At 55.0% G+C, this 24,377-nt stretch carries 26 protein-coding genes and 1 pseudogene; 10 read left to right on the top strand and 17 right to left on the bottom strand.

Annotated features, from left to right (window positions below):
* Positions 1-367: 367 nt before the first annotated feature.
* From PGQ95_RS20815 to PGQ95_RS20790, 6 genes are all read left to right on the top strand, one after another.
* Complete coding sequence (locus PGQ95_RS20815; RefSeq protein WP_015370060.1) at positions 368-682, top strand: BON domain-containing protein; 315 nt, start codon at positions 368-370, stop codon at positions 680-682.
* 125 nt (positions 683-807) lie between these two features.
* A complete protein-coding gene (yqaB, locus tag PGQ95_RS20810) occupies positions 808-1,374 on the top strand; it encodes a fructose-1-phosphate/6-phosphogluconate phosphatase (protein ID WP_045395223.1) in 567 nt (188 codons plus the stop codon).
* Positions 1,371-1,799, top strand: coding sequence for a YqaA family protein (locus PGQ95_RS20805; RefSeq protein WP_047044328.1), 429 nt, complete (start codon positions 1,371-1,373; stop codon positions 1,797-1,799). Before yqaB ends, PGQ95_RS20805 begins: the two co-directional genes overlap by 4 nt.
* A gap of 66 nt (positions 1,800-1,865) precedes the next feature.
* The gene (gshA, locus tag PGQ95_RS20800) at positions 1,866-3,422 is read left to right on the top strand and encodes a glutamate--cysteine ligase (protein ID WP_213317207.1); all 1,557 of its coding nucleotides are present in this window, start codon (positions 1,866-1,868) and stop codon (positions 3,420-3,422) included.
* Between the two features lie 163 nt (positions 3,423-3,585).
* Entirely contained in the window at positions 3,586-4,101 is a 516-nt protein-coding gene (gene luxS / locus PGQ95_RS20795; RefSeq protein ID WP_015370064.1) for an S-ribosylhomocysteine lyase, read from the top strand.
* Between the two features lie 48 nt (positions 4,102-4,149).
* A complete protein-coding gene (locus tag PGQ95_RS20790; protein WP_087858684.1) occupies positions 4,150-4,917 on the top strand; it encodes an AraC family transcriptional regulator in 768 nt (255 codons plus the stop codon).
* Here PGQ95_RS20790 and leuA read toward each other — a convergent pair.
* The 13 genes and pseudogenes from leuA to PGQ95_RS20725 all read right to left on the bottom strand — a co-directional run bounded on the left by leuA (position 4,914) and on the right by PGQ95_RS20725 (position 18,515).
* Positions 4,914-6,572 carry a 2-isopropylmalate synthase gene (gene leuA / locus PGQ95_RS20785; protein WP_430919203.1) on the bottom strand — a complete coding sequence of 553 codons (1,659 nt, stop codon included), beginning with the start codon at positions 6,570-6,572 and terminating at the stop codon, positions 4,914-4,916. The genes PGQ95_RS20790 and leuA overlap by 4 nt on opposite strands.
* Positions 6,573-6,709: 137 nt before the next feature.
* On the bottom strand, positions 6,710-8,248 hold the full coding sequence (emrB, locus tag PGQ95_RS20780; RefSeq protein ID WP_045395214.1) for a multidrug efflux MFS transporter permease subunit EmrB: 1,539 nt from the start codon (positions 8,246-8,248) through the stop codon (positions 6,710-6,712).
* 15 nt (positions 8,249-8,263) lie between these two features.
* A complete protein-coding gene (gene emrA / locus PGQ95_RS20775) occupies positions 8,264-9,436 on the bottom strand; it encodes a multidrug efflux MFS transporter periplasmic adaptor subunit EmrA (protein WP_015370068.1) in 1,173 nt (390 codons plus the stop codon).
* A gap of 131 nt (positions 9,437-9,567) precedes the next feature.
* On the bottom strand, positions 9,568-10,098 hold the full coding sequence (mprA, locus tag PGQ95_RS20770; RefSeq protein WP_015370069.1) for a transcriptional repressor MprA: 531 nt from the start codon (positions 10,096-10,098) through the stop codon (positions 9,568-9,570).
* A gap of 63 nt (positions 10,099-10,161) precedes the next feature.
* Positions 10,162-10,317 (bottom strand): annotated as a pseudogene (locus PGQ95_RS20765) (hypothetical protein); the annotation flags it as partial.
* A 225-nt stretch (positions 10,318-10,542) separates the two neighbouring features.
* On the bottom strand, positions 10,543-11,538 hold the full coding sequence (proX, locus tag PGQ95_RS20760; protein WP_087858681.1) for a glycine betaine/L-proline ABC transporter substrate-binding protein ProX: 996 nt from the start codon (positions 11,536-11,538) through the stop codon (positions 10,543-10,545).
* A 14-nt stretch (positions 11,539-11,552) separates the two neighbouring features.
* A complete protein-coding gene (gene proW, locus PGQ95_RS20755) occupies positions 11,553-12,617 on the bottom strand; it encodes a glycine betaine/L-proline ABC transporter permease ProW (RefSeq protein ID WP_087858680.1) in 1,065 nt (354 codons plus the stop codon).
* Positions 12,610-13,812: a glycine betaine/L-proline ABC transporter ATP-binding protein ProV gene (proV, locus tag PGQ95_RS20750; protein ID WP_430919201.1), complete on the bottom strand. Its 1,203-nt coding sequence runs from the start codon at positions 13,810-13,812 to the stop codon at positions 12,610-12,612. The genes proW and proV overlap by 8 nt, the downstream gene beginning before the upstream one ends.
* Before the next feature lie 345 nt (positions 13,813-14,157).
* On the bottom strand, positions 14,158-15,120 hold the full coding sequence (gene nrdF / locus PGQ95_RS20745) for a class 1b ribonucleoside-diphosphate reductase subunit beta (protein ID WP_015370074.1): 963 nt from the start codon (positions 15,118-15,120) through the stop codon (positions 14,158-14,160).
* 10 nt (positions 15,121-15,130) lie between these two features.
* Complete coding sequence (gene nrdE / locus PGQ95_RS20740; protein ID WP_430919199.1) at positions 15,131-17,275, bottom strand: class 1b ribonucleoside-diphosphate reductase subunit alpha; 2,145 nt, start codon at positions 17,273-17,275, stop codon at positions 15,131-15,133.
* Positions 17,248-17,658 carry a class Ib ribonucleoside-diphosphate reductase assembly flavoprotein NrdI gene (gene nrdI, locus PGQ95_RS20735; protein WP_045395202.1) on the bottom strand — a complete coding sequence of 137 codons (411 nt, stop codon included), beginning with the start codon at positions 17,656-17,658 and terminating at the stop codon, positions 17,248-17,250. Before nrdI ends, nrdE begins: the two co-directional genes overlap by 28 nt.
* Positions 17,655-17,900 (bottom strand): glutaredoxin-like protein NrdH, encoded by a 246-nt coding sequence (gene nrdH, locus PGQ95_RS20730; RefSeq protein ID WP_015370077.1) that lies wholly within the window; start codon positions 17,898-17,900, stop codon positions 17,655-17,657. Before nrdH ends, nrdI begins: the two co-directional genes overlap by 4 nt.
* 183 nt (positions 17,901-18,083) lie before the next feature.
* Positions 18,084-18,515 carry a carboxymuconolactone decarboxylase family protein gene (locus PGQ95_RS20725; RefSeq protein ID WP_308957879.1) on the bottom strand — a complete coding sequence of 144 codons (432 nt, stop codon included), beginning with the start codon at positions 18,513-18,515 and terminating at the stop codon, positions 18,084-18,086.
* 90 nt (positions 18,516-18,605) lie between these two features.
* On the opposite strand from PGQ95_RS20725, the gene PGQ95_RS20720 reads away from it, so the two are divergent.
* The gene (locus tag PGQ95_RS20720) at positions 18,606-19,964 is read left to right on the top strand and encodes a PLP-dependent aminotransferase family protein (protein WP_430919197.1); all 1,359 of its coding nucleotides are present in this window, start codon (positions 18,606-18,608) and stop codon (positions 19,962-19,964) included.
* A 76-nt stretch (positions 19,965-20,040) separates the two neighbouring features.
* On the opposite strand, the gene PGQ95_RS20715 is transcribed toward PGQ95_RS20720, so the two are convergent.
* A complete protein-coding gene (locus PGQ95_RS20715) occupies positions 20,041-20,388 on the bottom strand; it encodes a DUF883 family protein (protein ID WP_015370080.1) in 348 nt (115 codons plus the stop codon).
* Positions 20,389-20,537: 149 nt separating this feature from the next.
* Here PGQ95_RS20715 and PGQ95_RS20710 point away from each other — a divergent pair, with 149 nt between their 5' ends.
* Positions 20,538-20,900, top strand: coding sequence for a DUF2002 family protein (locus tag PGQ95_RS20710; RefSeq protein WP_015370081.1), 363 nt, complete (start codon positions 20,538-20,540; stop codon positions 20,898-20,900).
* A gap of 64 nt (positions 20,901-20,964) precedes the next feature.
* On the opposite strand, the gene alaE is transcribed toward PGQ95_RS20710, so the two are convergent.
* Positions 20,965-21,414 carry an L-alanine exporter AlaE gene (gene alaE / locus PGQ95_RS20705; protein WP_015370082.1) on the bottom strand — a complete coding sequence of 150 codons (450 nt, stop codon included), beginning with the start codon at positions 21,412-21,414 and terminating at the stop codon, positions 20,965-20,967.
* Positions 21,415-22,117: 703 nt separating this feature from the next.
* Between alaE and stpA the strand changes: the two genes are divergently transcribed.
* On the top strand, positions 22,118-22,519 hold the full coding sequence (gene stpA / locus PGQ95_RS20700; protein WP_213793435.1) for a DNA-binding protein StpA: 402 nt from the start codon (positions 22,118-22,120) through the stop codon (positions 22,517-22,519).
* A 40-nt stretch (positions 22,520-22,559) separates the two neighbouring features.
* Here stpA and PGQ95_RS20695 read toward each other — a convergent pair whose 3' ends face one another.
* Positions 22,560-22,739, bottom strand: coding sequence for a hypothetical protein (locus PGQ95_RS20695; RefSeq protein WP_087858676.1), 180 nt, complete (start codon positions 22,737-22,739; stop codon positions 22,560-22,562).
* A gap of 208 nt (positions 22,740-22,947) precedes the next feature.
* On the opposite strand from PGQ95_RS20695, the gene lpxO reads away from it, so the two are divergent.
* On the top strand, positions 22,948-23,850 hold the full coding sequence (gene lpxO, locus PGQ95_RS20690; protein ID WP_045395192.1) for a lipid A hydroxylase LpxO: 903 nt from the start codon (positions 22,948-22,950) through the stop codon (positions 23,848-23,850).
* Here the strand turns inward: lpxO and PGQ95_RS20685 are convergent.
* Complete coding sequence (locus PGQ95_RS20685; protein ID WP_063447421.1) at positions 23,847-24,368, bottom strand: rhodanese family protein; 522 nt, start codon at positions 24,366-24,368, stop codon at positions 23,847-23,849. The two genes, lpxO and PGQ95_RS20685, sit on opposite strands and share 4 nt — an antisense overlap.
* Positions 24,369-24,377: the final 9 nt, after the last annotated feature.

The following is a 24,377-nucleotide window of genomic DNA, read 5'->3' as shown; positions in this document are numbered from 1 at the left end:
CCGTAGCTCAGCTGGATAGAGTACTCGGCTACGAACCGAGCGGTCGGAGGTTCGAATCCTCCCGGATGCACCATATTCTCCTTAGTAACAGCAATCTCAATGTTGCATGGTATGCGAAATTATCGCGAGTACCAGGGAGGATAACGTTGCGTTAGCAACGGCCCGTAGGGCGAGGCGCAGCCGAGTCATCCTCCCGGATGCACCATCTTCTCTTCAATAAAACTCTCCAATTTTCATCCCATCAGTACGACGCATTTTATCTCCCCGATAATCAACACATTTCTTATTGGCAAGTCGCTCTTTCCACTATAATTTATCCCTGTAGATCTACCTGAACCGGGTGTGATGAATGCAAGGAGAGAAATCAATGAAATGGTTCAAAGCAATACCTGCCTTTTGCGCAACGCTTCTGGTCGCCGTATCTCTGGCAGGCTGTGCCGGATCGTCCACCAAAGAAAGCACCGGCGGTTATATTGACGATACCGTGGTAACCACCAAGGTAAAAAGCGCGCTGTTTAACGAAAAAGATATCAAATCCTCAGAAATTAGCGTGCAGACCTTTAAAGGCCGCGTACAGCTGAGCGGTTTTGTATCGTCGGCTGAGAGCGCTAAACGTGCGGTAGAGGTCACCCGTCGCGTGCAGGGCGTGCGCGTGGTTGAGAACGACCTGCGAATCAAATAATACGGTTTTCGCTATCCCGAGTTGATTAAGGCGCCTGCAGGCGCCTTTGCTGTTTCTGGCCCCCCGCGACAAAACCCGCCTTTTGCGATACAGTAACGTTTCCTTATCCGGTTTGTGAGAACACGATGTACCAACGTTACGCAGGACTGATTTTCGATATGGATGGCACCATCCTCGATACCGAGCCGACGCATCGTAAGGCATGGCGTGAAGTATTGGGCCGTTACGGTATGCGTTTCGATGAGCAGGCCGTGGTCGCGCTCAACGGTTCTCCAACCTGGCGTATTGCCCAGGCGATCATTGAGCTGAATCAGGCTGATTTAGATCCGCATCGTCTGGCGCAGGAAAAAACCGTCGCCGTCAAAGCGATGCTATTGGATAGCGTACGCCCGTTACCGCTGATAGACGTGGTAAAAGAGTGGCATGGGCGTCGACCTATGTCGGTCGGCACCGGTAGCGAAAGCGCCGTCGCCGAAGCGCTACTGGCGCATCTTGGCCTGCGTCACTATTTCTCCGCGGTGGTGGCTGCCGATCACGTGACGCAGCATAAACCCGCGCCCGATACCTTCCTGCTGTGCGCGGAGCGCATGGGCGTCGCGCCGGAAACCTGCGTAGTCTTTGAAGATGCCGACTTCGGTCTCGAAGCGGCGAAGCGCGCGGGTATGGATGCTGTGGATGTGCGTCTGTTGTGAGCGACGCGCTGTCGCTCCTGTCGCTCTTTGCCAGCAGCTTTTTAAGCGCCACTTTACTGCCCGGCAACTCGGAAGTGGTGCTGGTTGCTATGCTTCTTACGGGGGCAAGTCAACCGTGGCTGCTGGTATTAATAGCAACAATCGGCAATAGCCTTGGAGGGGTAACTAACGTTATTCTGGGGCGCCTGTTCCCGCTGCGCAAGCAATCGCGCTGGCAGGAGAGGGCAACCGGCTGGCTTAAACGCTATGGCGCGGTGACATTATTATTGAGCTGGGCGCCTGTTATAGGCGATTTGCTGTGTTTACTGGCGGGATGGATGCGCATTTCCTGGGGACCAGTGCTCTTTTTTTTATGCCTTGGTAAGGCGTTGCGTTATATCGTCATTGCGGCGGCAACCCTTCAGGGCATGACGTGGTGGCACTAATTGGACTGATTGTTCAACCATTACAATTATGCTAATTCAAACGATTTCGACAGGCGGGAGGTCAAATTGATCCCGGATGTATCACAGGCGCTGGCCTGGCTGGAAAAAAATCCGCAGGCGCTGCAAGGCATTAAACGTGGGCTTGAGCGCGAAACGCTGCGCGTTAACGCCGACGGCACATTGGCCACTACCGGCCATCCTTTAGCTTTAGGTTCGGCGCTGACCCATAAATGGATTACCACTGATTTTGCCGAAGCCCTGCTGGAGTTTATTACCCCAGTGGATGGCGATGTCGATCATATGCTGACTTTCCTGCGCGATGTGCATCGCTACACCGCCCGCCAGCTTGGCGACGAGCGGATGTGGCCGCTGAGCATGCCGTGCTATATCGCGCCGGGCCAGGAAATTGAACTGGCGCAGTACGGTACCTCTAACGTTGGTCGGCTGAAGACGTTGTATCGCGAAGGGCTGAAAAATCGCTACGGCGCGCTGATGCAAACCATTTCTGGCGTGCACTATAACTTTTCGCTGCCGATGGCGTTCTGGCAGGCCAAGTGCGGCGTGGAAGACGCGGAAAGCGGCAAAGAGGCGATCTCGGCCGGTTATTTCCGCTCGATTCGTAACTACTACCGTTTCGGTTGGGTAATTCCGTACCTGTTCGGCGCGTCGCCGGCGATTTGCTCCTCGTTCCTGCAAGGCAAACCGACGACTCTGCCGTTTGAGAAGGCCGGAAACGGCATGTATTACCTGCCATACGCCACTTCTCTGCGTCTTAGCGACCTCGGTTATACCAATAAGTCGCAAAGCAATCTCGGAATTACGTTTAACGATCTGCACGAGTATGTGGCAGGATTGAAGCGGGCGATTAAAACGCCATCGGAAGAGTACGCTAAAATCGGGCTTGAGAAAGACGGTAAACATCTGCAGATCAACAGCAACATTCTGCAGATTGAAAACGAGCTGTACGCGCCGATTCGACCGAAACGGGTGACCCGCAGCGGTGAAACGCCATCCGATGCGCTGCTGCGCGGCGGCATTGAGTATATCGAAGTGCGTTCGCTGGATATCAACCCATTCTCGCCGATCGGCGTGGATGAGCAGCAGGTGCGCTTCCTCGATCTGTTTATGGTCTGGTGCGTGCTGGCCGATGCGCCGGAGATGAGCAGCAGCGAACTGCTGTGTACCCGCACTAACTGGAACCGGGTGATTCTTGAGGGCCGTAAACCGGGCCTGACGTTGGGGATTGGCTGTGAAAGCGCGCAGTTCCCGCTGGCGCAGGTGGGTAAAGATCTGTTCCGTGATTTACGTCGCGTGGCGCAAACGCTGGACAGCATCCACGGTGGCGAGGCGTATCAACAGGTGTGCGATGAGCTGCAGGCCTGCTTCGACGATCCGGAATTAACTTTCTCAGCGCGCATTCTGCGTTCTATGATTGAAGAAGGGATTGGCGGTACCGGGCGTAAGCTGGCTGATGAATATCGTACGATGCTGCGCAATGAACCGCTGGAAATTTTAAGCGAAGAAGATTTTATCGCCGAACGTGATGCGTCGGTCGCGCGACAGAAGAAAGTGGAAGCGGAAGATAGCGAGCCGTTCGAGGCGCTTTTAGCACGACACGCGTAGTAAAAAGCGCTACAAAAGAAAAAGGCCACATCACTGTGGCCAAACTTTCATCTCTGATTCAGGGATGATGATGATAATAAATGCGCGTCTTTCATATACTCAGACTCGCTGTTGAACGAAGAGTTCATTTTATTTTAAAAAAAATCACTATCGGAGGTGAAGAATGCCGTTGTTAGATAGTTTCACAGTCGACCATACCCGAATGGAAGCGCCTGCGGTGCGCGTCGCGAAGAAAATGAACACGCCGCACGGCGATCAAATCACCGTTTTCGATCTGCGATTCTGCGTACCGAACCAGGAAGTGATGCCGGAGCGCGGCATTCATACTCTGGAGCACCTGTTTGCTGGTTTCATGCGCGATCACCTGAACGGTAATGGCGTGGAAATTATCGACATCTCTCCGATGGGCTGCCGTACCGGTTTCTACATGAGCCTGATTGGCACGCCGGAAGAGCAACGCGTGGCCGATGCCTGGAAAGCGGCGATGGCTGACGTGCTGAAAGTCAAAGATCAGAATCAGATCCCTGAGCTGAACGTCTACCAGTGCGGAACCTACACCATGCACTCGCTGGAAGAAGCGCAGGATATCGCCCGCCACATCATTGAGCGTGATGTTCGCATCAACAGCAACGATGAGCTGGCGCTGCCGAAAGAAAAACTGCAAGAACTGCACATCTAGTGCGCCTGCGTCGGCCCGGCCATCGCGTCGGGCCGCTCTCCGCTTATCATGTCGACAACGCTCTCCTTTTCCTTCCTGCACCGCGCGCTGGTGCCATTTGCCCATGATTATGCCCACGGCGATAGCGAACCGATGCATAGCCACGACTGCGCTCAGTTATTGCATATTCTCAGCGGCGTGGTTCGGGTGGAGACGCCGGTCGGGTTCTGGGTCGTACCGCCGGGGCGCGGCGTCTGGCTACCGGCACATACGCCGCACGCGTTGCGCATAACCGGCAATGTGGCCGCACGGACGCTATTTATCGATCCACTGGCCCGTGCCGATCTGCCCTCTACCTGCCAGATCGTGCAGATCTCACCGCTGCTGCGTGAGCTTATCGTCGCGTCGCTGGCGCTGGAAGAGCGCTATTTCCCCGGCACCCGCGATGAACGTATCTATGAGCTGATGCTGGATGAAATTCGCGGGATGTCGGTATTACCTTTCGGTTTGCCGGAACCGCATAGCGATAGCCTGCGTCGGTTATGCCAGCGGGTGCGCGAAGCGCCCGGTGAACCGTGGGGCAGCCGTGAGGCAGCGCAAGCAGGCGGAATGAGCGAGCGTACGCTGAACCGCCATTTTCAACAGCAGACCAGCCTGACCTGGAGCGAATGGGTGCGCCGGGCGAAGCTGATGGAGGCGCTGGTTCGCCTGGCGCAGGGGCAGTCGGTACTACGGGTAGCGCTGGATCTGGGTTACGGCAGTCACAGCGCTTTTAGCGCCATGTTCCGCCGGGTAATGGGGACCGCGCCCAGCGACTATTTTCGCCCGTTGGATTAATCCCTGGCGTGAACGGCATTACACAACGCCTGTAACGACGCGCGGGCAACGTCATTATCAATGCCGACGCCCCATCGACTTTCGCCATTGGCAAAGACGCAGCGAATATAGGCAACGGAGCGGCTGTCGCTGCGCGCCCCGAGGGTATGCTCGTGGTAGTCCTTGATAACGAAATGACGTTTTAACAGCGCGCTCAGGCCGTTGGCGGCGGCGGATAACAAACCGTTACCACGTCCGTTCAGGCGGCGGGTTTCGCCATTCATCCGCAGAGCAGCCTGTAACGTCAGTTCGCCATCCTGCTGGCCGTCGCTCTGATAGTCGAGTAACGCCAGCGTCGGCTGCGCCAGCAGGCCGTAACGGCTGCGAAACAGCTGCCATAATGCGTTATGGGTCATTTCTTTACCATGGCTATCCGTTTCTTGCTGAACGTACTGGCTGAAGTCCTGCTGCAATGCCCGCGGCAGCTTAAGACCGTGGTTCTGTTCAATCAGCCATGCGCTGCCGCTTTTACCTGACTGGCTGTTAACGCGGATCACCGCTTCATAGCTGCAGCCGATATCCTGTGGATCGATAGGTAAATACGGCATTTGCCAGCGATCTCCCGGTTTACGGGCATCAAACCCTTTTTTAATGGCATCCTGATGTGAACCGGAAAAGGCGGTGTAGGCCAGACTGCCTGCCCATGGATGACGCGGATGTACCGGGAGCTGATTGCAGTTCTCGACGATCTCTACCACCCGATTCATCTGCATAAAGCGCAACTGCGGATCCACGCCCTGGCTATAGAGATTCATCGCCAGCGTGACCAGACAGACGTTACCGGTACGCTCGCCATTGCCGAACAGACAGCCTTCAACGCGATCGGCGCCGGCCATCACCGCCAGTTCGGCGCTGGCGACGCCGGTACCGCGATCGTTATGCGGATGCACGCTGATACACACATCCTGGCGGCGCGAGAAGTGGCGGCAAAAATATTCAATCCGATCGGCGTAGACGTTCGGCGTGTTGACTTCGACCGTTGCCGGAAGATTAATAATCATTGGCCGTTCGCCGCAGGGCTGCCAGATTTCCGCCACCGCTTCGCAGATTTCAAGGGCGAATTCCGGCTCGGTAAAACAGAAGGTTTCCGGTGAATATTCATATTGCCAACGGGTGTCCGGCTGCTGTTCGCAATGCTGACGAATAAGCCGGGTGGCGCGGGTGGCGAGCTCGATCACTTCGGCCTTTTCCATGCCGAAAACCAGCTCGCGAAACAGCGGCGCGGTGGCATTGTAGAGATGGATGGTTGCCTGTCGGGCGCCGCGCAGCGCTTCAAAGGTTCGCGCTATGAGTTCTTCCCGCGCCTGAGTCAGTACCTGAATGGTGACATCTTCAGGGATGCGCTGCTCGTCAATCAGCTGGCGCACAAAGTTGAAGTCGGTTTGCGAGGCGGAGGGGAAGGCGACCTCTATTTCTTTAAAACCGCACTCCAGCAACAGCTCCCAGAACTGCAGCTTGCGTGCGGCATCCATCGGTTCGGCCAGCGCCTGGTTGCCGTCGCGCAAATCGGTGGAAAGCCAGCGCGGCGCGGTAGTGATTTGCCGCTCGGGCCAGCGACGATCGGGCAGGGCGATAGGCGGATAAGGGCTGTATTTTTCGCAAGGATTGGTCAGCATGGTGTTCTCCTGTAGTCGGAGCTTTATCCTGCATGACATAACCCATCGGCGGCTTTAGCGAAATGGACAGAAGCTAGCGCGAAATGGACAAGGTCGCGGCAATAAAAAAGGGACCCGTAGGTCCCTTTTGTTGATACTTAGTGCGCGCCTCCGCCACCGCCGCCGGCGCTGAACGGCGGCCTGGCGAACCAGACCAGGCTTAGCAGCAGGATAAAGATCCCCGCCGAGACCCAGAAGATTTCGTTGGCGGAGATAATCAACCCCTGGTTGGTTATCTGCTGGGCAATCCAGCCGGAAGCCTGCTGCTGGGTCATTCCCATGCCCTGTAGTTGATCGTACATCTGCTGGGCGTTGGGGTTGAACGGCGTCACCGACTCGGTGAGCTGCGCATGGTGCAGCGCCTCGCGGTTGGTCCACATGGTGGTGGTAATTGAGGTACCGATGGAGCCGGCAAGGGTTCGGGTAAAGTTCGACAAGCTCGACGCCGCCGCCAGCCGCTCCGGCGGGAGGCCAGAGAGAGTGATGGTGGTCAGCGGCATGAAGAAACAGGCCACCGCAAAACCCTGGATAAACTGCGGCCAGGCCGATGCGCCGAAGTCCATTCCCGGTTCAAAGGTCCACGCGCGCCAGTAGAAGCACACCGCATACATAATAAAGCTGAAGGTCACCAGCCGCCGCATATCGAGCTTATGAGCAAAGCGGCCGATAATCGGCGACAGAATGACCGGGATCACCCCGACCGGCGCCGAAGCCAAACCGGCCCAGGTGGCGGTGTAGCCGTATACCTCCTGCAAAAGCTGCGGCAGTAATACAATGGCGCCGAAGTAGAGCATATAGGCCAGGCTGATACACAAACAGCCGATGGTAAAGTTACGCGACTTAAACAGCGACAGGTCGACTATCGGGTTATCGTCGGTCAGCTCCCAGACGATAAGGAAACTTATCGCCACCACCGCCACGATGGTCAGGATGATAATCTCGTTGGAAGCGAACCAGTCGAGCTCTTTACCGCGGTCGAGCATAACCTGCAGGCTGCCGATCCCGATAATCAGCAGCGCCAGCCCGACGCCGTCGATACGCCGCTGTTCGGTGCGGGTTTCGCGGCCGCGCAGGGTTTGCAGCGTCATGAGAACCACCGCCACGCCAATCGGCACGTTGATGAAGAAGATCCAGCCCCAGTGGTAGTTATCGCTGATATAGCCGCCGAGAATTGGGCCGCAAATCGGCGCGACGATGACCGTCATCGACCACAGCGCCAGCGCGATTGAGCGCTTCGCTGGCGGGTAGTTGCTGAGTAGCAGACTCTGCGATAGCGGGATCAGCGGACCGGCGACGATCCCCTGAATCACGCGGAAGAAAATCAGCATCGTCAGGCTATTCGACACCCCGCAGGCCCAGGAGGCGATGGCGAATGCCACCGTCGACCAGACGAAGAGTTTCACTTCGCCGACGCGCTTCGCCAGCCAGCCGGTAATCGGGATGGAGATAGCATTCGCCACCCCAAACGAGGTGATGACCCAGGTTCCCTGACTCAGCGACGAGCCAAGGTTACCGGCAATGGTAGGAATAGCCACGTTGGCGATAGTGGAGTCCAGCACCTGCATGAAAGTCGCCAGCGACAGCGCAATGGTCATGATGACCAGTTGCGCGCCTTCGAGCGGTTTTTGCTGTTGCATTACGCTCACCCCGAATTATCCGGCGTTGGCCTGGATGATACCGTCGATCAGTTTATTTACCGGCTCAAGGCCGATTTCACGGGCATTACTTTCATAGACCGGCGAGCTACGTACCTGGCTTGCCAGCATCTCGCCTTCGCGATTGCTGGTGTCTACTTCAACCAGCGTCGACAGGCCGATGCGCAGCGGATGTTGCGCCAGCTGTTTAGCATCTATCTCGATACGAACCGGCAGACGCTGGACGACTTTGATCCAGTTACCGGTGGCGTTTTGTGCCGGCAGCAGGGAGAAGGCGCTGCCGGTACCCATATCCAGGCCGACCACTTTACCGGTGTACTTCACGTCATCGCCGTAGATATCGCTGACGATGGTCGCCGGCTGGCCGATACGCATATGGGCAAGCTGGGTCTCTTTAAAGTTGGCGTCAACCCACAGGTTGGTGGCCGGAACCACCGCCATCAGCGGGGTAGTGGTGCCAATCTGCGCGCCAGGCTGCACCGAGCGGCGGGAAACGTAGCCGCTAATCGGGCTGACGATTTGCGTACGCTGCAGCGCCAGCCAGGCGTTGCGGACTTCGGTCGCCGCCTGCAGCACCGCAGGCTGCTGTTCCAGTTTGGTGCCCAGTACGATCGCCTGGTTGGCGTTGTACTGCTGAATAGCGACGTCGAGTTCGGCCTGGGCGCTGGCGACGGTGTCACGAGCGTGCTGCAGCTCTTCGCGACCAATCAGGTTCGCGGCGCCCAGCGGGATGCGGCGATTAAGGTCTGCCTGCGCCTGGGCGAGGGCGGTTTTTTTGACGTCAATATTCGCCTGCAGCTGCTTGCTGTTGATCATCTGCTGGCGAGTCTGACGCACGCTTGCCGCCAGCTGGGTTTTGGCTTTTTCAAACGCCTGTTGGGCGTCGGTCTGGTCGAGAGTAACCAGCGGATCGCCTTGTTGCACAAAGTCGGTGTTGTCGGCCCAGACCTTGGTGACGCTACCAGAAACCTGCGCCATGATCTGTACCTGGTTCCCTGCCACATAAGCGTCATCGGTCTCTTCATAATGACGCAGGACTAAAAACCAATAAATGCCGTAGGCTACGGCCACAATAACAAAGAGCAAGGTCAGGAGCAGAAGGGCGCCTTTGCGTTTCCCTTTCTTGCTGCCTGATTGCTGCGGAGTTTGGCTCGCCGCATTTTCGCTCATCTGATTCTCCACAATTTTACATTCTTATTATTTCACATCGGCTGAGCCGACCTGTTTACCAGAAAGGCCAGCAGAAGATCTGCTGGCCTGACCGTGTTCCTTGCAACTCAAAATGTTGTGCGGCTCCGTGCTTAGCGCAGGGATCCCGCCAGCGCGCCGTCTTCTTCCATTTGGTCGAGGCGGCCAAGCAGTTTGCGGGTGATGTGCTCCAGCTGGTCTTTTTCCGCAGTGCTCAAAGAAGACCACAGCTGGTGCAGGCAGTTGTGCTGCGGAGGTAATACCTCGCGCAAGAATTGATGACCTTTGTCGGTTAGCTGCAGATGCAGGCAGCGACGATCGTTGTCGCTTTCACGGCGCTCGATCCAGCCGCGTTTTTCCAGTTCGTCGGCAATGCGGGTGGCATTAGTGCGTGACGAACCCAGCGCACAGCTCAGCTCGGAAGGTTGAATGCTGTGATTTTCCTGAGACTCAAGCGTTATCAGCGCCATAAATAATGTCTCGTTAATCCCTTGCGCTTTCAGCATTTTGTTACGGTTTTCCAGCAGCTTACCCTGCATGTGCATACAGAGACGGGTGAGGAGAATCTCCTGGAAAGGGAAATCTTCATGGCGGCTGGCGCGGAATTTGAGCATCTGCTCAATGGGAGTAAACGAACTATCCATTTGGGTATAACCTCATTAATTACAGCCGATATAATAACTATTGTGACAAATAAAGCAAATGAATTATCGGTCACTATTAATACTTAAAATCTCCGGCGAGTCGCCGATTTTCCATGCCAAACCATAGGCTAAAGCGCTGAGTTGCGTAGGGATAATAATGCTGTTCGCCACCTGTAAGCTCAACCTGAACGCGGCGCAACCTACCCGTGTTGGTAGCCAATGGCGCTGACGTCGGGGAGCAGGCGTTTCCATATCGGTGACTTATTGATAACGCTGGTGAAAATTACGCCTGGAAAGATTTGTTCACCTTAGCAGACGGCGTGACGGCTTCACAATCGCTAAAATGGGAAATCAGAAAATCCCTTTTTAGGCATATCTGTTTCGTATTGGTTCTGGGGAAGGGCGGTCCCCACGACGGTAAACGCCGTGGGGAGAGGGGAGAAATTACTTTTGCGCCGCCAGCGCTTCTTTCACCCAGCCGTCGAACAGCTGCTGGTGGGCTTTAATCCAACCATCAACGTGGCCGTTGATGTCGGCTTCTGAGGCATGGCCGGCATGCATCATCGCGTTTTCGGCGTTGATATCGGCAATCGGCAGCTTCATTAGGCTAAATAGCTTCGCCGCCGCCGGGTTCTTCTCAGCCCAGGCTTTGTTGGCGACGATGTGCATGGTGTTCACCGGGAAGCCATAGTTGACGCCGTTCGGCAGCTTGGTGTCGATATCTTTCTGTTCTCCCGGCAGAGAGGAGAACGGCACCTGCAGCCAGACCACATCTTTACCCGGTTTCAGCACGTCGCTGACCCAGTACGGCGTCCAGGTATAATAAAGAACCGGTTTGCCTTCTTTATAACGGGCGATGGTATCGGCCATCATCGCTGCGTAGTTGCCCTGGTTATGGACCACTTTATTGTTCAACCCATAGGCATCAATCTGATGGTTGATGACCGCTTCGCAGCCCCAGCCGGGGGTACAGCCGGTGAGATCGGCTTTGCCATCGCCGTTGGTATCAAACAGTTTGGCGATCTTCGGATCTTTCAACTGGTCGATGGACTTAATGTGGTACTGCTCGGCGGTTTTCTTGTCGATCAGATAGCCCTGCGCCGCGCCGGTGACGAAGGTTCCTTCACGGTAAAATTTTTTATCGCCGCCCGCCGCCGCGTACATATCATCGTGCAGCGGTTGCCAGTTGGTGGCAATAAAGGTGGCATCGCCGGAGGCGATGGAGGTATAGGCGACGTTATAGTCGACTTCGCTCGGCTTTTCGACGGTATAGCCCAGTTTTTCCAGCGCGCGGCTGACCAGCAGCGTCTGGAAAGTTTCTTCTGAAATGGTACTCTGCGCCGGTTTCACGGTGATGCCTTTACCCGGCAGCTCGGCAGCAAACGCGCTGGTTGTGACGAGGGCGGTAAACGCTGTGGCAAGGAGTGTAGTATGTCGCATCGTTATTCCTTCTCTTATTTACAGAAAGGGCGGGTAATCAGCCCCAGAGGTCCGGTGGTGTACCAGCGGCGGTTACCGCGGCTGCGGGAATCGCGGCCGACGGCCTGCGTCAGGCGGTCAAGGATTATCGCGAGGATAACGATCCCGACCCCGCCGACGCTCGCCAGCCCCATATCCAGGCGGCCAATACCGCGCAGCACCATTTGACCGAGGCCGCCGACGGCGATCATCGAGGCAATAACGACCATCGACAGGGCCAGCATCAGCGTCTGGTTGACGCCGGCCATGATGGTCGGCATCGCCAGCGGCAGCTGGACTTTAAACAGCAGCTGGCGCGGGCTGGCGCCGAAGGAGCGTGAGGCCTCAATGAGGTCTGCCGGCACCTGGTTAATCCCAAGGATCGTCAGGCGGACAATTGGCGGCAGGGCGAAGATAATGGTCACCACCACCCCCGGAACGTTGCCGATACCGAACAGCATGACGATCGGCACCAGGTAGACGAACGCCGGCGTGGTCTGCATCGCGTCAAGTAACGGGCGGATGATTTTCGCCGCTCGCGGGCTACGCGCCAGCCAGATCCCCAGCGGCAGGCCGATTATCATGCAGAACAGCAGCGCGGTAAGCACCAGCGCCAGGGTGACCATCGCCTGCGACCATGCGCCGATAGCGCCGATGGCTACCAGCGAGACCAGAGTGGCTATGCCCATGCCGACGCTGGAGATCTGCCAGGCGATCAGCGCGAAGAGAATAATCGCCACCGGCGCCGGCATTCCCAGCAACAACTGCTGGAAGGCGCTGAGAATATAATCCACCGGCACGCGGATCCCCTGGAACAGCGGACGGAAGTGCAGCACGATCCAGTCGATGGCGTGGGTGACCCAGCTATCGAGCGGGATCAGCGTTTTATGGAACGGATCCATAATATTGAAATGTTCTGGCTGCGGCGCAGGCGCGCTGTTAAGCCAGTCGGCTCCGCCGCCGTCAGCGGGCGCCGGTGTTGGGTTGCCCCAGGCGTCGGCGGACTGCGCCGCGTTATCCGCTGGCGCTGCGGTATCCCATGGGTTTGATTGATCAGCCATTGTTTGCCCCCTCGCGATCTAAAGCCTGTAGCAGCATGCGTTTTGAAATAATGCCGAGATACTGGTGCCCTTCATCCACCACCGGGACGGCGCAGGGCGCCTGGCCAACGTGGGAGAGCAGGTCGCTGAGCGGCGTTTGTGCCTCCACCGCCTGCGGGGAGTCAATTAACGCCGCATCGAGCCCCTGATTTTCGCTCAGCGCGCTTTTCAGGGAGTCGATGGAGACAATGCCGACAAACTTATTACCGCGTTCAATGACGTAGCCATATTCACGGTCTTCATCCTGCAATAATTTCAGCGCTGAACGCGGGCCGAAACCGGGGGTTTTACGAATCAGGCCAACCGGGCTACGGCGGGCTATATCCTTAGCGCTAAATACCTGGCTAATATCGACGCCGCGGAAGAAAGTACGAACGTAATCATTCGCCGGGTTATTTAGAATTTCGTCAGGGGTGCCAATTTGCACCACTTCGCCATTTTGCATAATGGCAATACGATCGCCAATACGCATAGCTTCATCGAGGTCGTGGGAAATAAAAACGATGGTACGTTGATGCTTCGCCTGTAATTTGGTGAGCTCATCCTGCATTTCGGTACGAATTAACGGATCAAGCGCTGAGAAGGCCTCATCCATGAGCAGAATATCGGGATTGATCGCTAATGCGCGGGCTAAGCCGACGCGCTGGCGCATCCCGCCGGAAAGTTCGTCGGGATAGGCGTGAGCGTAATTTTCCAGCCCCACCTGACGTAGCGCATCCAGTGCTTTCTGCTGGCGCTCTTCGGAGGAGACGCCGGCTAGTTCCATACCGAACGCGGTGTTATCCAACACGTTCATATGCGGCATCAGGGCGAATGACTGGAACACCATCGCAATCTTTTTCCTGCGCACCTCGCGAAGCTCGGCATCTGAGATTTTGGCGATATCGACGCCGTCAATCAGCACCTGTCCGCGGGTGGGTTCAATCAGGCGATTGAGAAGGCGAACCATGGTGGATTTCCCTGAACCGGAAAGTCCCATGATGACGAATATCTCGCCTTCTTCAATGGCCAGACTGGCGTCTTTAACGCCAAGCGATAGCCCCGTTTTTTCCAGTATTTTCTCTTTGCTAAGTCCTTTTTCAATATATTTGAACGCGCGTTGCGGGTGCTCGCCAAATATCTTATAGAGATTCTTGATTTCTAATTTAATTGCCATGCAATAAATGATTTCCTGTCTTTAATTATATCGATATCGTACCTGGTGAAGATTATTACCTTTTTACACCCTAACATACTGAGATTCTGTGACAACCCTCGATGTGAATAGCTAGCCAAAATCTGAATAGGGATCTCTGGCTGAATTGCCCGTGATATAAGGGCTGAGCCATCATATACGGCTGGTGATATTTTTTGATTATGCATGAATAATGAATGGGGAAATTGGCTTAAATGAAGGAAATATGACGAGGGAATGGCCAGTGGATTATTTGTGTGATAATAAAGAATAATGTGAAATAGATCACTGGAGAATATGTTGATATATTCCCCAGCGATTGCGAGGTTAAAAGTCCCAATCGTCGTCGGCGGTCGCTTCAGTTTTACCCATGACGTAAGAAGAACCGGAGCCGGAGAAAAAGTCGTGGTTTTCATCGGCGTTTGGCGACAGCGCCGCAAGAATTGCCGGGTTCACGGCGGCCATTTCCGCCGGGAATAGCGCCTCATAGCCAAGGTTCATCAATGCTTTATTGGCGTTGTAACAGAGGAACGCGTTGACGTCGTCAAGCCACGGGCTGTCGGCATACAGTTCGCGGGTATAAGCCAGTTCGTTATCGTATAGATCCATCAGCAGATCAAAGGCGAAATTTTTCAACTCCTCACGCTTTGCGGCGCTGACGATTTCCAGCCCTTTTTGATATTTATAGCCAATATAGTAACCGTGCACCGCTTCGTCGCGAATAATCAGGCGAATTAAATCGGCGGTATTGGTCAGCTTGCCGCGGCTGGAAAAATGCATCGGCAACCAGAACCCCGAATAGAAGAGGAAAGATTCGAGGAACACGCTGGCGATTTTTTTCTTCAGCGGCTCATCGGCCTGGTAGTAATTGAGCATCAACTGCGCTTTGCGCTGTAGCGGAGCGTTCTCCTCGCTCCAGGCGTAGGCGGCATCGACATCTTTGCTCTGGCACAGGGTCGAGAATATCGAACTATAGGAGCGGGCATGCACCGCCTCCATAAAGCTAATGTTCGACAGCACCGCCTCTTCATGTGGAGTGAGGGCGTCGGTCATCAACGCCGGGGCGCCGACGGTATTCTGGATGGTGTCGAGCAGCGTCAGCCCGGTAAAGACGCGGATGGTCAACTGCTGCTCCTGAGCCGTCAGGGTCTGCCAGTGCGGAATGTCGTTGGACAGCGGCACTTTCTCCGGCAACCAGAAATTACTGGTCAGCCGGTTCCACACTTCGAGGTCTTTATCATCCTCGATTTTATTCCAGTTAATGGCGCTGATGCGCGATAAATGGGTCATCCTGTTCTCCTTACAGCGCGCAGGACACGCAGCCTTCGATTTCGGTACCTTCCAGCGCCAGCTGGCGCAGGCGAATGTAATACAGCGTCTTGATACCTTTCTTCCACGCGTAAATTTGCGCTTTGTTGATATCGCGGGTGGTGGCGGTATCCGGGAAGAACAGCGTCAGTGACAGCCCCTGATCGACATGTCGCGTGGCTTCGGCATAGGTATCGATAATTTTTTGCGGGCCAATTTCCCAGGCATCCTGATACAGCGCCAGATTGTCGTTAGTCATAAACGGCGCCGGATAGTACACGCGGCCGGTTTTACCTTCTTTACGGATCTCGATTTTCGCCACAATCGGATGAATGCTGGAGGTGGCATGATTGATGTAAGAGATCGAACCGGTCGGCGGGATCGCCTGCAAATTGCGGTTATAAATGCCGTAGCGCATCACGTCGTCGCGTAGCTGGCGCCACATCTCACGATCGGGCAGGGTAATCCCCGCACGGGCGAACAGTTCGCGCACCGTGGCGGTTTTCGGCTGCCAGTCACCCTGCAAATACTGCTGGAAATAGTCGCCGCTGGCGTAACGCGACTGCTCAAACCCGGCAAAACGCACGCCACGCTCGCGCGCCATTGCCATAGAGGTGCGCAGGGCGTGCCAGGTGACGGTGTAGAAGTAGAGATTAGTGAAGTCCAGCCCTTCGGGGCTGCCGTAGGCGATCCCCTCACGGGCCAGATAGCCGTGCAGGTTCATCTGTCCAAGGCCGATGGCGTGCGATGCGGCGTTACCCGCCGCCACCGAGGGTACCGAGCGGATATCGCTCATATCGGAGACCGCCGTCAGGCCGCGGACCGCTACTTCGACGGTGCGGGCGAAGTCCGGCGAATCAATAGCGTGGGCGATATTCAGCGAGCCGAGATTGCAGGAGATGTCCTCGCCAACGGTGGCGTAATCGAGATTTTCGTCAAAGGTGGAGGCGCTGTTGACCTGCAGGATCTCCGAACACAGGTTGCTCATATTAATGCGCCCGGCGATCGGATTGGCGCGGTTCACCGTATCCTCGAACATGATGTACGGATAGCCGGATTCAAACTGAATTTCCGCCAGCCGCTGGAACAGATCGCGGGCGCGGATCCAGCGTTTGCGAACGCGGTCATCGGCCACCAGTTGCGCATACATCTCGCTGACCGCGATATCGCCAAAGGCTTTGCCGTACAGCCGCTCAACGTCATAGGGCGAGAACAGCGCCATCTGCGCGTCTTCTTTCGCCAGCTGGAAGGTGATATCCGGAATGACTACTCCCAGCGACAGGGTTTTGATGCGGATCTTCTCATCCGCGTTTTCCCGCTTGGTATCGAGGAAACGTAAAATATCGGGGTGATGGGCATGAAGGTAAACCGCGCCGGCCCCCTGACGCGCTCCCAACTGATTGGCGTAAGAGAAGGCGTCTTCCAGCATTTTCATCACCGGCACCACCCCGGAGGATTGGTTTTCGATACGTTTAATCGGCGCGCCCGCTTCGCGCAGGTTGGAGAGCAGGAACGCCACGCCGCCGCCGCGTTTCGACAGCTGCAGGGCGGAGTTCACCGCCCGGCCGATAGACTCCATATTATCTTCGATACGCAGCAGAAAGCAGGAGACCAGTTCGCCGCGCTGCTGTTTACCGGCGTTGAGGAAGGTCGGTGTCGCTGGCTGAAAGCGCCCGGAGAGGATCTCGTCGGCCAGCTGTCGCGCCAGGGTTTCATCGCCCTGCGCCAGGGTCAGCGCCACCATGCAGGCGCGGTCGGCGAAATGCTCCAGGTAGCGTTTGCCGTCGAAAGTGCGTAAGGCATAGCTGGTGTAGAACTTCCACGCGCCGAGGAAAGTACGGAAGCGAAAACCGTGTTGATGCGCGTGGGCGAAGAGGGCCAGCACGAAACGACGTTCATAGCGGGCCAGCACTGCCGGATCATAATAACCTTCGTCGCTCAGCCATTGCAGTTTCTCCTCCAGCCCGGCGAACGGTACGCTGTTGGGGCGCACGTGGCTATGGATAAATGCTTCGACCGCCTGTTGGTCCTTTTCCAGGGGAATGCGGCCATTGCTGTCGTATAAGTTCAGCATCGCATTGAGGGCGTGGAAATCAGACGCCCCGGCGGTTACGCGTTCTGCGGTTGTCGTTGCCAAAATTCGCTTACTCCTTTACGCACGTTGTCGACATCTTGCTGGGTACCCATCAGCTCAAAACGATACAGATACGGCACGCCGCATTTCTGCGCGATGACCTCTCCCGCCCGGCCATAGGCCTCGCCGAAGTTACGGTTACCGGCGGCGATCACGCCGCGAATCAGCCGGCGATTATGCGGGTCGTTTAAAAAGCGGATCGCCTGGCGCGGCACGGCGCCTGCCGTTCCGCCGCCGCCGTAGCTGGGGACGATGAGAATATAGGGTTCGTCTACCTGAATTCGCTCGCGCTCGTTGAGCGGAATGCGCACGGCAGGCAGCGCCAGACGCTGCACAAAGCGATGCGTATTTTCAGAGCTGCTGGAGAAGTAGACGATGAGGCTCATAGGCTGGCCGTAGCCGCGGCGGGACGCAGTCGATTAATCATATCGGGGCGGAAGCCAGACCAGCGGGTTTCCCCGGCCATCACCACCGGTAATTGCTGGAATCCCTGCTCGCGCAGCATGTCGATGGCTTCCGGGTGTTGGTCGATATTGACCATATCGAAGGCGAAACCGCGGCTCTCCATCGCGCGTTTGGTGGCATGGCATTGCACGCAGTCATTTCGAGTGTAAATAATAATGCGCATGATTCGTATTTCCATTTAAGATAACAAGACGGCGTAAAACATCGCGCCGAACGTTATGGGCTTACCGTTCAGGAAATACTAGATGTAGTTATTTAAAACTTCAACCACGCAATATATAGAGTTTTTCGATAAGTTATCCCCCACCAACTAGCCTGGCGGGGGAGGGAAGTCGATACGCGAAAATTACATCCGCATCGCGATCGCCAGACGGTTGAAGGCGTTCATCAGGCTGATGGCGAAGGTTAAATCGCTAATCTGGCGGGGCGTAAAATGCTCTTCTAAAGGCAGGTACACCTCATCTTCGGCGTGGCTGGTTGCGATATCGGTTACCGATTCCGCCCATGCGAGGGCCGCGCGTTCCGCGGCGCTGAAATGGGCGCTTACGCGCCAGCCTGCCAGCGCATCCAGTTTGCTCTGGTCAACGCCGGCTTTGCGTAGCGCTTTGCTGTGCATCTCAAGGCAAAAAGCGCAGCCGTTAATTTGCGACACCCGCAAATAGACCAGCTCCACCATCGTGCTGCCCAATTCGCTTTTTTCCAGCGCTATGCTGGCCTGAACCAACCCCTTATAGATTTCCGGGCTAAGTTCGCTATACGGCTGACGTAATGTGGTCATCTTGCAGTTCTCCTTTCTAAGACCCGGGCAAAATAGCACTATAATGGACTGCATTAGATAGCCATATTGTGATGAAAAAAGCAGACCATAATGGAAGCCAAAAAAGTGCCGCACTACCAGCGTATCGCCCGCCAGCTGAAATCAGCGATTGAGAATGGCGAGCTGGCGCCGGGAAGCCGTCTGCCCGCGAGCAGAGTTTATGCGCAGGAGCTTGGCGTATCGCGGGCGACGATTGAAAATGCCTGGGGCGAGCTGGTGGCCCAGGGCTGGCTGGAGCGCCGCGGCCAGGCGGGCACTTTTGTCAGCGAGCGCCTAAGCCCGCGGCAGGTCACGGCTCAGCGCCCGGCGACGGGCCGGGGATCCGTAGCGCCGCAGCCTTTTCAAATGGGGTTGCCGGCACTGGATCTTTTCCCGCGCGGGCTGTGGGCGCGGGTGATGGGGCGGCGGCTACGGACGCAATCGCGCTTCGACCTCGCGCCCGGCGATCCCTGCGGCGAACCGGTTCTCCGTCAGGCGATTGTCGACTATTTGCGCCTGTCGCGCAGCATCGAGTGCCAGCCGGAGCAGGTTGTGATTAGCGGCAACTATGCGGCCTCGATGGCGTTGATTTTGCGTACCCTTGCGCAGCCGGGGCAGCATATGTGGATGGAGGATCCGGGATATCCGTTCATTCGCCCAGTGGTTAGCGCGGCGGGGGTCAATATCGATCCGGTACCGGTTGACCAACAGGGAATGAATATCGACTGGGCGCAGGCACACTATCCTCAGGCGCGCTTTGCGCTGTTAACTCCAGCGCATCAAAGCCCGCTCGGCGTGGCCCTATCGCTGGAGAGACGTCGACAGATATTACAGTGGGCGGCGCAGCGCGATAGCTGGATTATTGAAGATGACTACGACAGTGAATTTCGCTACCAGGGGAAGCCGCTACCGCCGCTGAAAAGCCTCGATGCGCCGCAGCGGGTACTGTACGCCGGGTCATTTAGTAAATCGATGTTTCCCGCGCTGCGCGTCGCGTGGCTGGTGGTTCCGCTGCCGTTGGCGGCGCGGTTTCGTTGTCAGGCCGAATTGAGCCACTGTAATGTGCCGACCTTATGGCAGCAGACGTTAGCGGACTTCATCAATGACGGGCATTTCTGGCGTCATCTAAAAAAAATGCGCGCCAGCTACGCGTTGCGCAGGCAGTGGCTGGAGTCGGCGCTGCAGGCGCAGGGTTTTCAGGTGGTACCGCAGTCCGGCGGGATCCAACTGGTGATGGCGGTGAAGGGGGACGATCGCGAGCAGGCCCGTCGCTGCCAACGTGCCGGGCTGGCGGTGCAGGCGTTGAGCGACTGGCGCATGCTTAGCCGTGGTGAGGGCGGGCTATTGATGAGTTTTACGAATATCACGTCGGCGGTGATGGCTCGTGAAGTCGTAGGCGAACTTAAACAAGCGCTGGCCAGCGTGAAATAATAAAAAACCCTGCGCACCATTGGGACGCAGGGTTAGACGCGTATTTGTTATCTTCACATGTAGTCTATCGATACTATTATCGACGCAAATTAAGCAAAACGCCAATAAACACCCCAACGGCGGCGGCGGCGCCAACGCTCTGCCAGGGTTTATCACGCACGTAGCTGTCGGCGCAGCCGGCGGCATCGCGGGCGCGTTCAACGGTATCATAGGCTGCCTGGCGCAGGCGGGTATTGCCGTTCAGGCGGGCGCGCGTCTCTTTCAGCAGCGACTGCGCTTTTTTACGCGCGTTCTCAGCTTCATCTTTCGCATCGCTACCCCATGATTTCAGCACTTCTTCCAGCGTATCCGCTAATTGGCTGACTTCGTTATGAATATCCTCGGCGCTTTCATCAATGTCGTTGCGGTTCACACGGTTAGCCATTGGTTTCTCCCTTTGTTCCATTCGAGTGATTAAGTGTAGGACATGATTTTGCATTATGCTTTTGCGGGAGTTTATGGAATTTTCTGAAAGCGCTGCTATTCGTGAATAAGGTAAGGTAAATGTGCGGTAAAAGATAACGAGGAATCAGTATGTATTTAAGACCCGATGAGGTGGCGCGTGTTCTTGAAAAAGCCGGCTTCACCATGGATGTTGTGACACAAAAAGCGTATGGATATCGCCGTGGCGATAATTATGTTTATGTGAACCGCGAAGCGCGCATGGGGCGTACCGCTTTAGTTATTCATCCGGCGCTTAAAGAGCGCAGTAATTCACTGGCTGAACCTGCCAGCGAGATTAAAACTTGTGACCATTATGAACAGTTCCCGCTCTATTTGGCGGGTGATGCGCAGCAGCATTACGGCATTCCACATGGTTTTAGTTCGCGGATGGCGCTTGAGCGTTTTCTGAATGGGCTGTTTGGCGAAGCGCAGCCGCAGATGTCTCACGGCTGAATAGTCTAATGCGGGCTGCTTTGAAGCAGGCGACTGGCAGCGACCAGTCGCCGAAAGAGGGGGATCAGGCTTTAGCTTGCTGATAAGGGCTGACGCGGAACAGGCGGCGGCAGAAGTCGAGGAAGTAGCCGTACACCGCGCCCATCATCATTGATACCAGAATGTTTGAACTGACCGCGGCGGCAATTTGATGCCAGTCCGCGCCTACCGACAATAGAATCAATACATACACCGGTGACTGGAAAGTCACATACGCGACGACATCAGCAATGTTTTTCATCCATCCCGAGGTGCTGATCCGGCGCGCCTGGCGCATGGCGAAGTCGCGATAGAAACCATAAGGCACTGCAATAATAATGTTGACCGGGATCGCGACCAGTCGTGAAGATAACGACTGCTCAAAGGTCATTCCGGAGAGGAAAATTTCGATCATCATGTTGACAACGGTGCAGTAGACCACCATTGCAAAGGTGTCTGCTACCGCATGACGCAAGCGGGATTGAGCAGAGAACATCGGTATGCTCCTCGAAAATGAAGTCAATAACGCCGAAAAGTGCGCATGGTGTAGCGGTTTTGGGCTGCCTGTTTTGATGTGTGTAGAGTATATCTCTGTGTTGTAAGTGACAACTAGCTATAAATTTTTATTTATCGCCTTTTTGTCGATAAAACACTCTGTGAACTGGCGTTTTTCTCAGCTTGCGCTACTTTTGTTCCTTTAATTGATTATGTTGTTTAATATCAATTAGATATGATTTTGTTTTGTCAGGGGGCGAGTACGCATGGCATGAGAAGTAGGGTTGGTAAAGCGGATGCCTGATTGCGTTATGTGATAGTGGTCACTATTGGCGTTATTTACCGTATAAATGCCGATTTTCCAGCATTTACTGCTGCATGCAAAGTGTGTGTTTTATTCTGATTATATGAATTTTAATTCATTACCACAAAGCCATTGGCGTTCCCCTGCATGGGCGTTGATTTTATAACTCACTGACGTGGCTATAAATATATTATTATGTCGCGCTATGCATTATTCATCTGCGCTAGTCAGAGTTTGTGTTCTATTTCGATATTAACCGCCAATAAATTTTAGTGAGTCTATGGGCGCAAACCTGTTCATATTTATTTGAATAATCAAAGGCTGGAAATATATATACATATATATTAAACTGCCCAGGTAATTCTTGTTTTATTTTTTCGATTTGGGATTTTTGATCTTTATGTCTTTTATGTTACAAAAACTGAATAATATTCGCTCACTGCGTGCTATGGCGCGTGAATTCTCCACTGACGTGCTTGAAGAGATGCTGGAAAAACTCAGGATCGTCACTGAAGAAAAACGTGAAGAGCAGCAGAAGATGCAACAGCAGCAGGCGGAATATCAGGAAAAAATTAATACCTGGTTGGAATTAATGGTTGCTGATGGTATTTCACCTGATGAATTAGCGCTGCATGAAATGGCCCCGGCGAAAAGCAGTAAAAAACGTCAGCCGCGCCCGGCTAAATATCGTTATACCGATCATACCGGCGCAGAAAAAACCTGGACTGGTCAGGGACGTATGCCGAAGCCGATCGCTTTGGCTGTCGCGCAAGGGAAATCGCTTGAGAGCTTCCTGATTTAAACAACGTTTGTTTCAACGGTGGGGAAACCCACCGTTTTACTTAGCAGACGCCGAAATCGCCTTCTTCTGTATAAGGCGTGACATCAACCGCTTTCAGAGTAAATTTCTCACCCTGTTCGTTACTTGCCTGAACAACGATCAGACTATCGCCATTCACTTCCACTACCTTCAATTTTGGCCCGCCGACGCGCGGTTGTACCAGATCGCCTGTTGCAAACATGGTGTTTCTCCTGAGCATGGGTAACAACTAAGAACCTAAACGATAGCTCAACGACGCTGACGGATTCAATGGTCGTGCTGCTTTTTGTTAAAACAATTTATGGGTAGATGTATTATCTTTGTTAATGGTTTTTGTGGCGCTGCGGTGAGGGAAACTTATACTGTTGGCGCGGAATGATTCAAAACAGAACATGGTCAGATAAGCGAATATGAAGTATATCATTTTACTGATTATTATAATTGCTGTGCTCTACGTCCATTATCGCGGAAAAGTTCGCTATCGTTTCTGGCGTCAGCTTTCAGACCATTCAACTTTTACTGCCCCACTTAACGGGTTTATGTACCTCTTTTCACGTGTGCCGAACACCCCGTTTCTGCGTCCTGAAACGTTTCCGGAGCTTGCGATATTACAAAAGAACTGGCTGGTTATTCGTGAAGAGGGGATTAACCTGCAGCGACTGGAGCAAATAAAAGCGGCGGAAAAATATAATGATGCCGGATTTAACTCATTCTTTAAAACCGGTTGGAAACGGTTTTACCTGAAATGGTATGAAGATGCACATCCCTCCGCCAGCCAGCTGTGTCCAAAAACGACCGAACTGCTGCGCGGTATTCCTTCGGTTAAAGCTGCGATGTTCGCCACGTTACCCGATGGTAGCCGTTTGCCTCGCCACCGCGATCCCTATGCCGGGTCGCTGCGTTTCCATCTTGGGCTGGCGACGCCGAATGACGATCGCTGTTTTATTGAAGTGGACGGCGAACGCTATAGCTGGCGCGATGGCGAAGGTGTGCTATTTGACGAAACCTATATTCACTATGCGGAAAATACCAGCGGTGAGAACCGGCTGATTCTGTTTTGCGATATCGAACGGCCTATGCGTTACCGTTGGGCGCAGAAGGTAAACCACTGGCTGGGGCGAAATTTAATGAGCGCCGCCGCCGCGCCGAACGATATCGGCGACCGTACCGGCGGGATTAACCGCAGCTTCCGTTACATTTATCAAATCCGCATTGTCGGCAAGCGATTGAAAAAATGGAATAAAACGGTTTACTACATTGTCAAATGGCTATTGTTTGGCGGCATTGCGCTACTCATCTGGCAGGCATTTTAACGTCGGTTCCACGGCATGACCGCCAGCAGGCGCGCCATGCCGCAGAAACCGGTGAGGCCAGCGAAAGTGAGCCCCGCGCCAACGAAACCACTCAGCAAGAAAAAGCCGCTGTTGACGGCGTATCCCAGCACTACTCCCAGCAAAATCAGCGCGCCGGCGGCGATTTGCACCTGGCGCATTAGCGGCAGCGGCTGGGATTTATCTTCGACTATCGGCAAACCCGCCGCTCGCCATGCCTGAATACCGCCAGCCAGCAGCTTAACCTGCGCGGGCGCGGCGGCGGCGGCCAGAAGGCTGGCGTTATTTTGCGTGCGCGAGCCGGCCTGGCAGTGAAAAATGATTGTTTCTCCCGGCTGCGCATTGAGCGCCGCGCCGTGAGTCAGTTGCTCTAATGGCAGTAGCGTCGCCGCCGGAATATGCTCACGAGCGTATTCGTCGGCAGCGCGGATATCAATCAGCCGCGCGCCCTGGGCGATAAGCGCCTGGGCTTCGTTGGCTGTAACGGTGGCGATAGTCATAAGGACTCC

Source organism: Klebsiella sp. 141240, assembly GCF_050600805.1.
GTDB lineage: Bacteria > Pseudomonadota > Gammaproteobacteria > Enterobacterales > Enterobacteriaceae > Klebsiella > Klebsiella aerogenes.
Note: the sequence above shows the minus strand (reverse complement) of the source record. Positions and strands in the feature narration are given on the sequence as shown.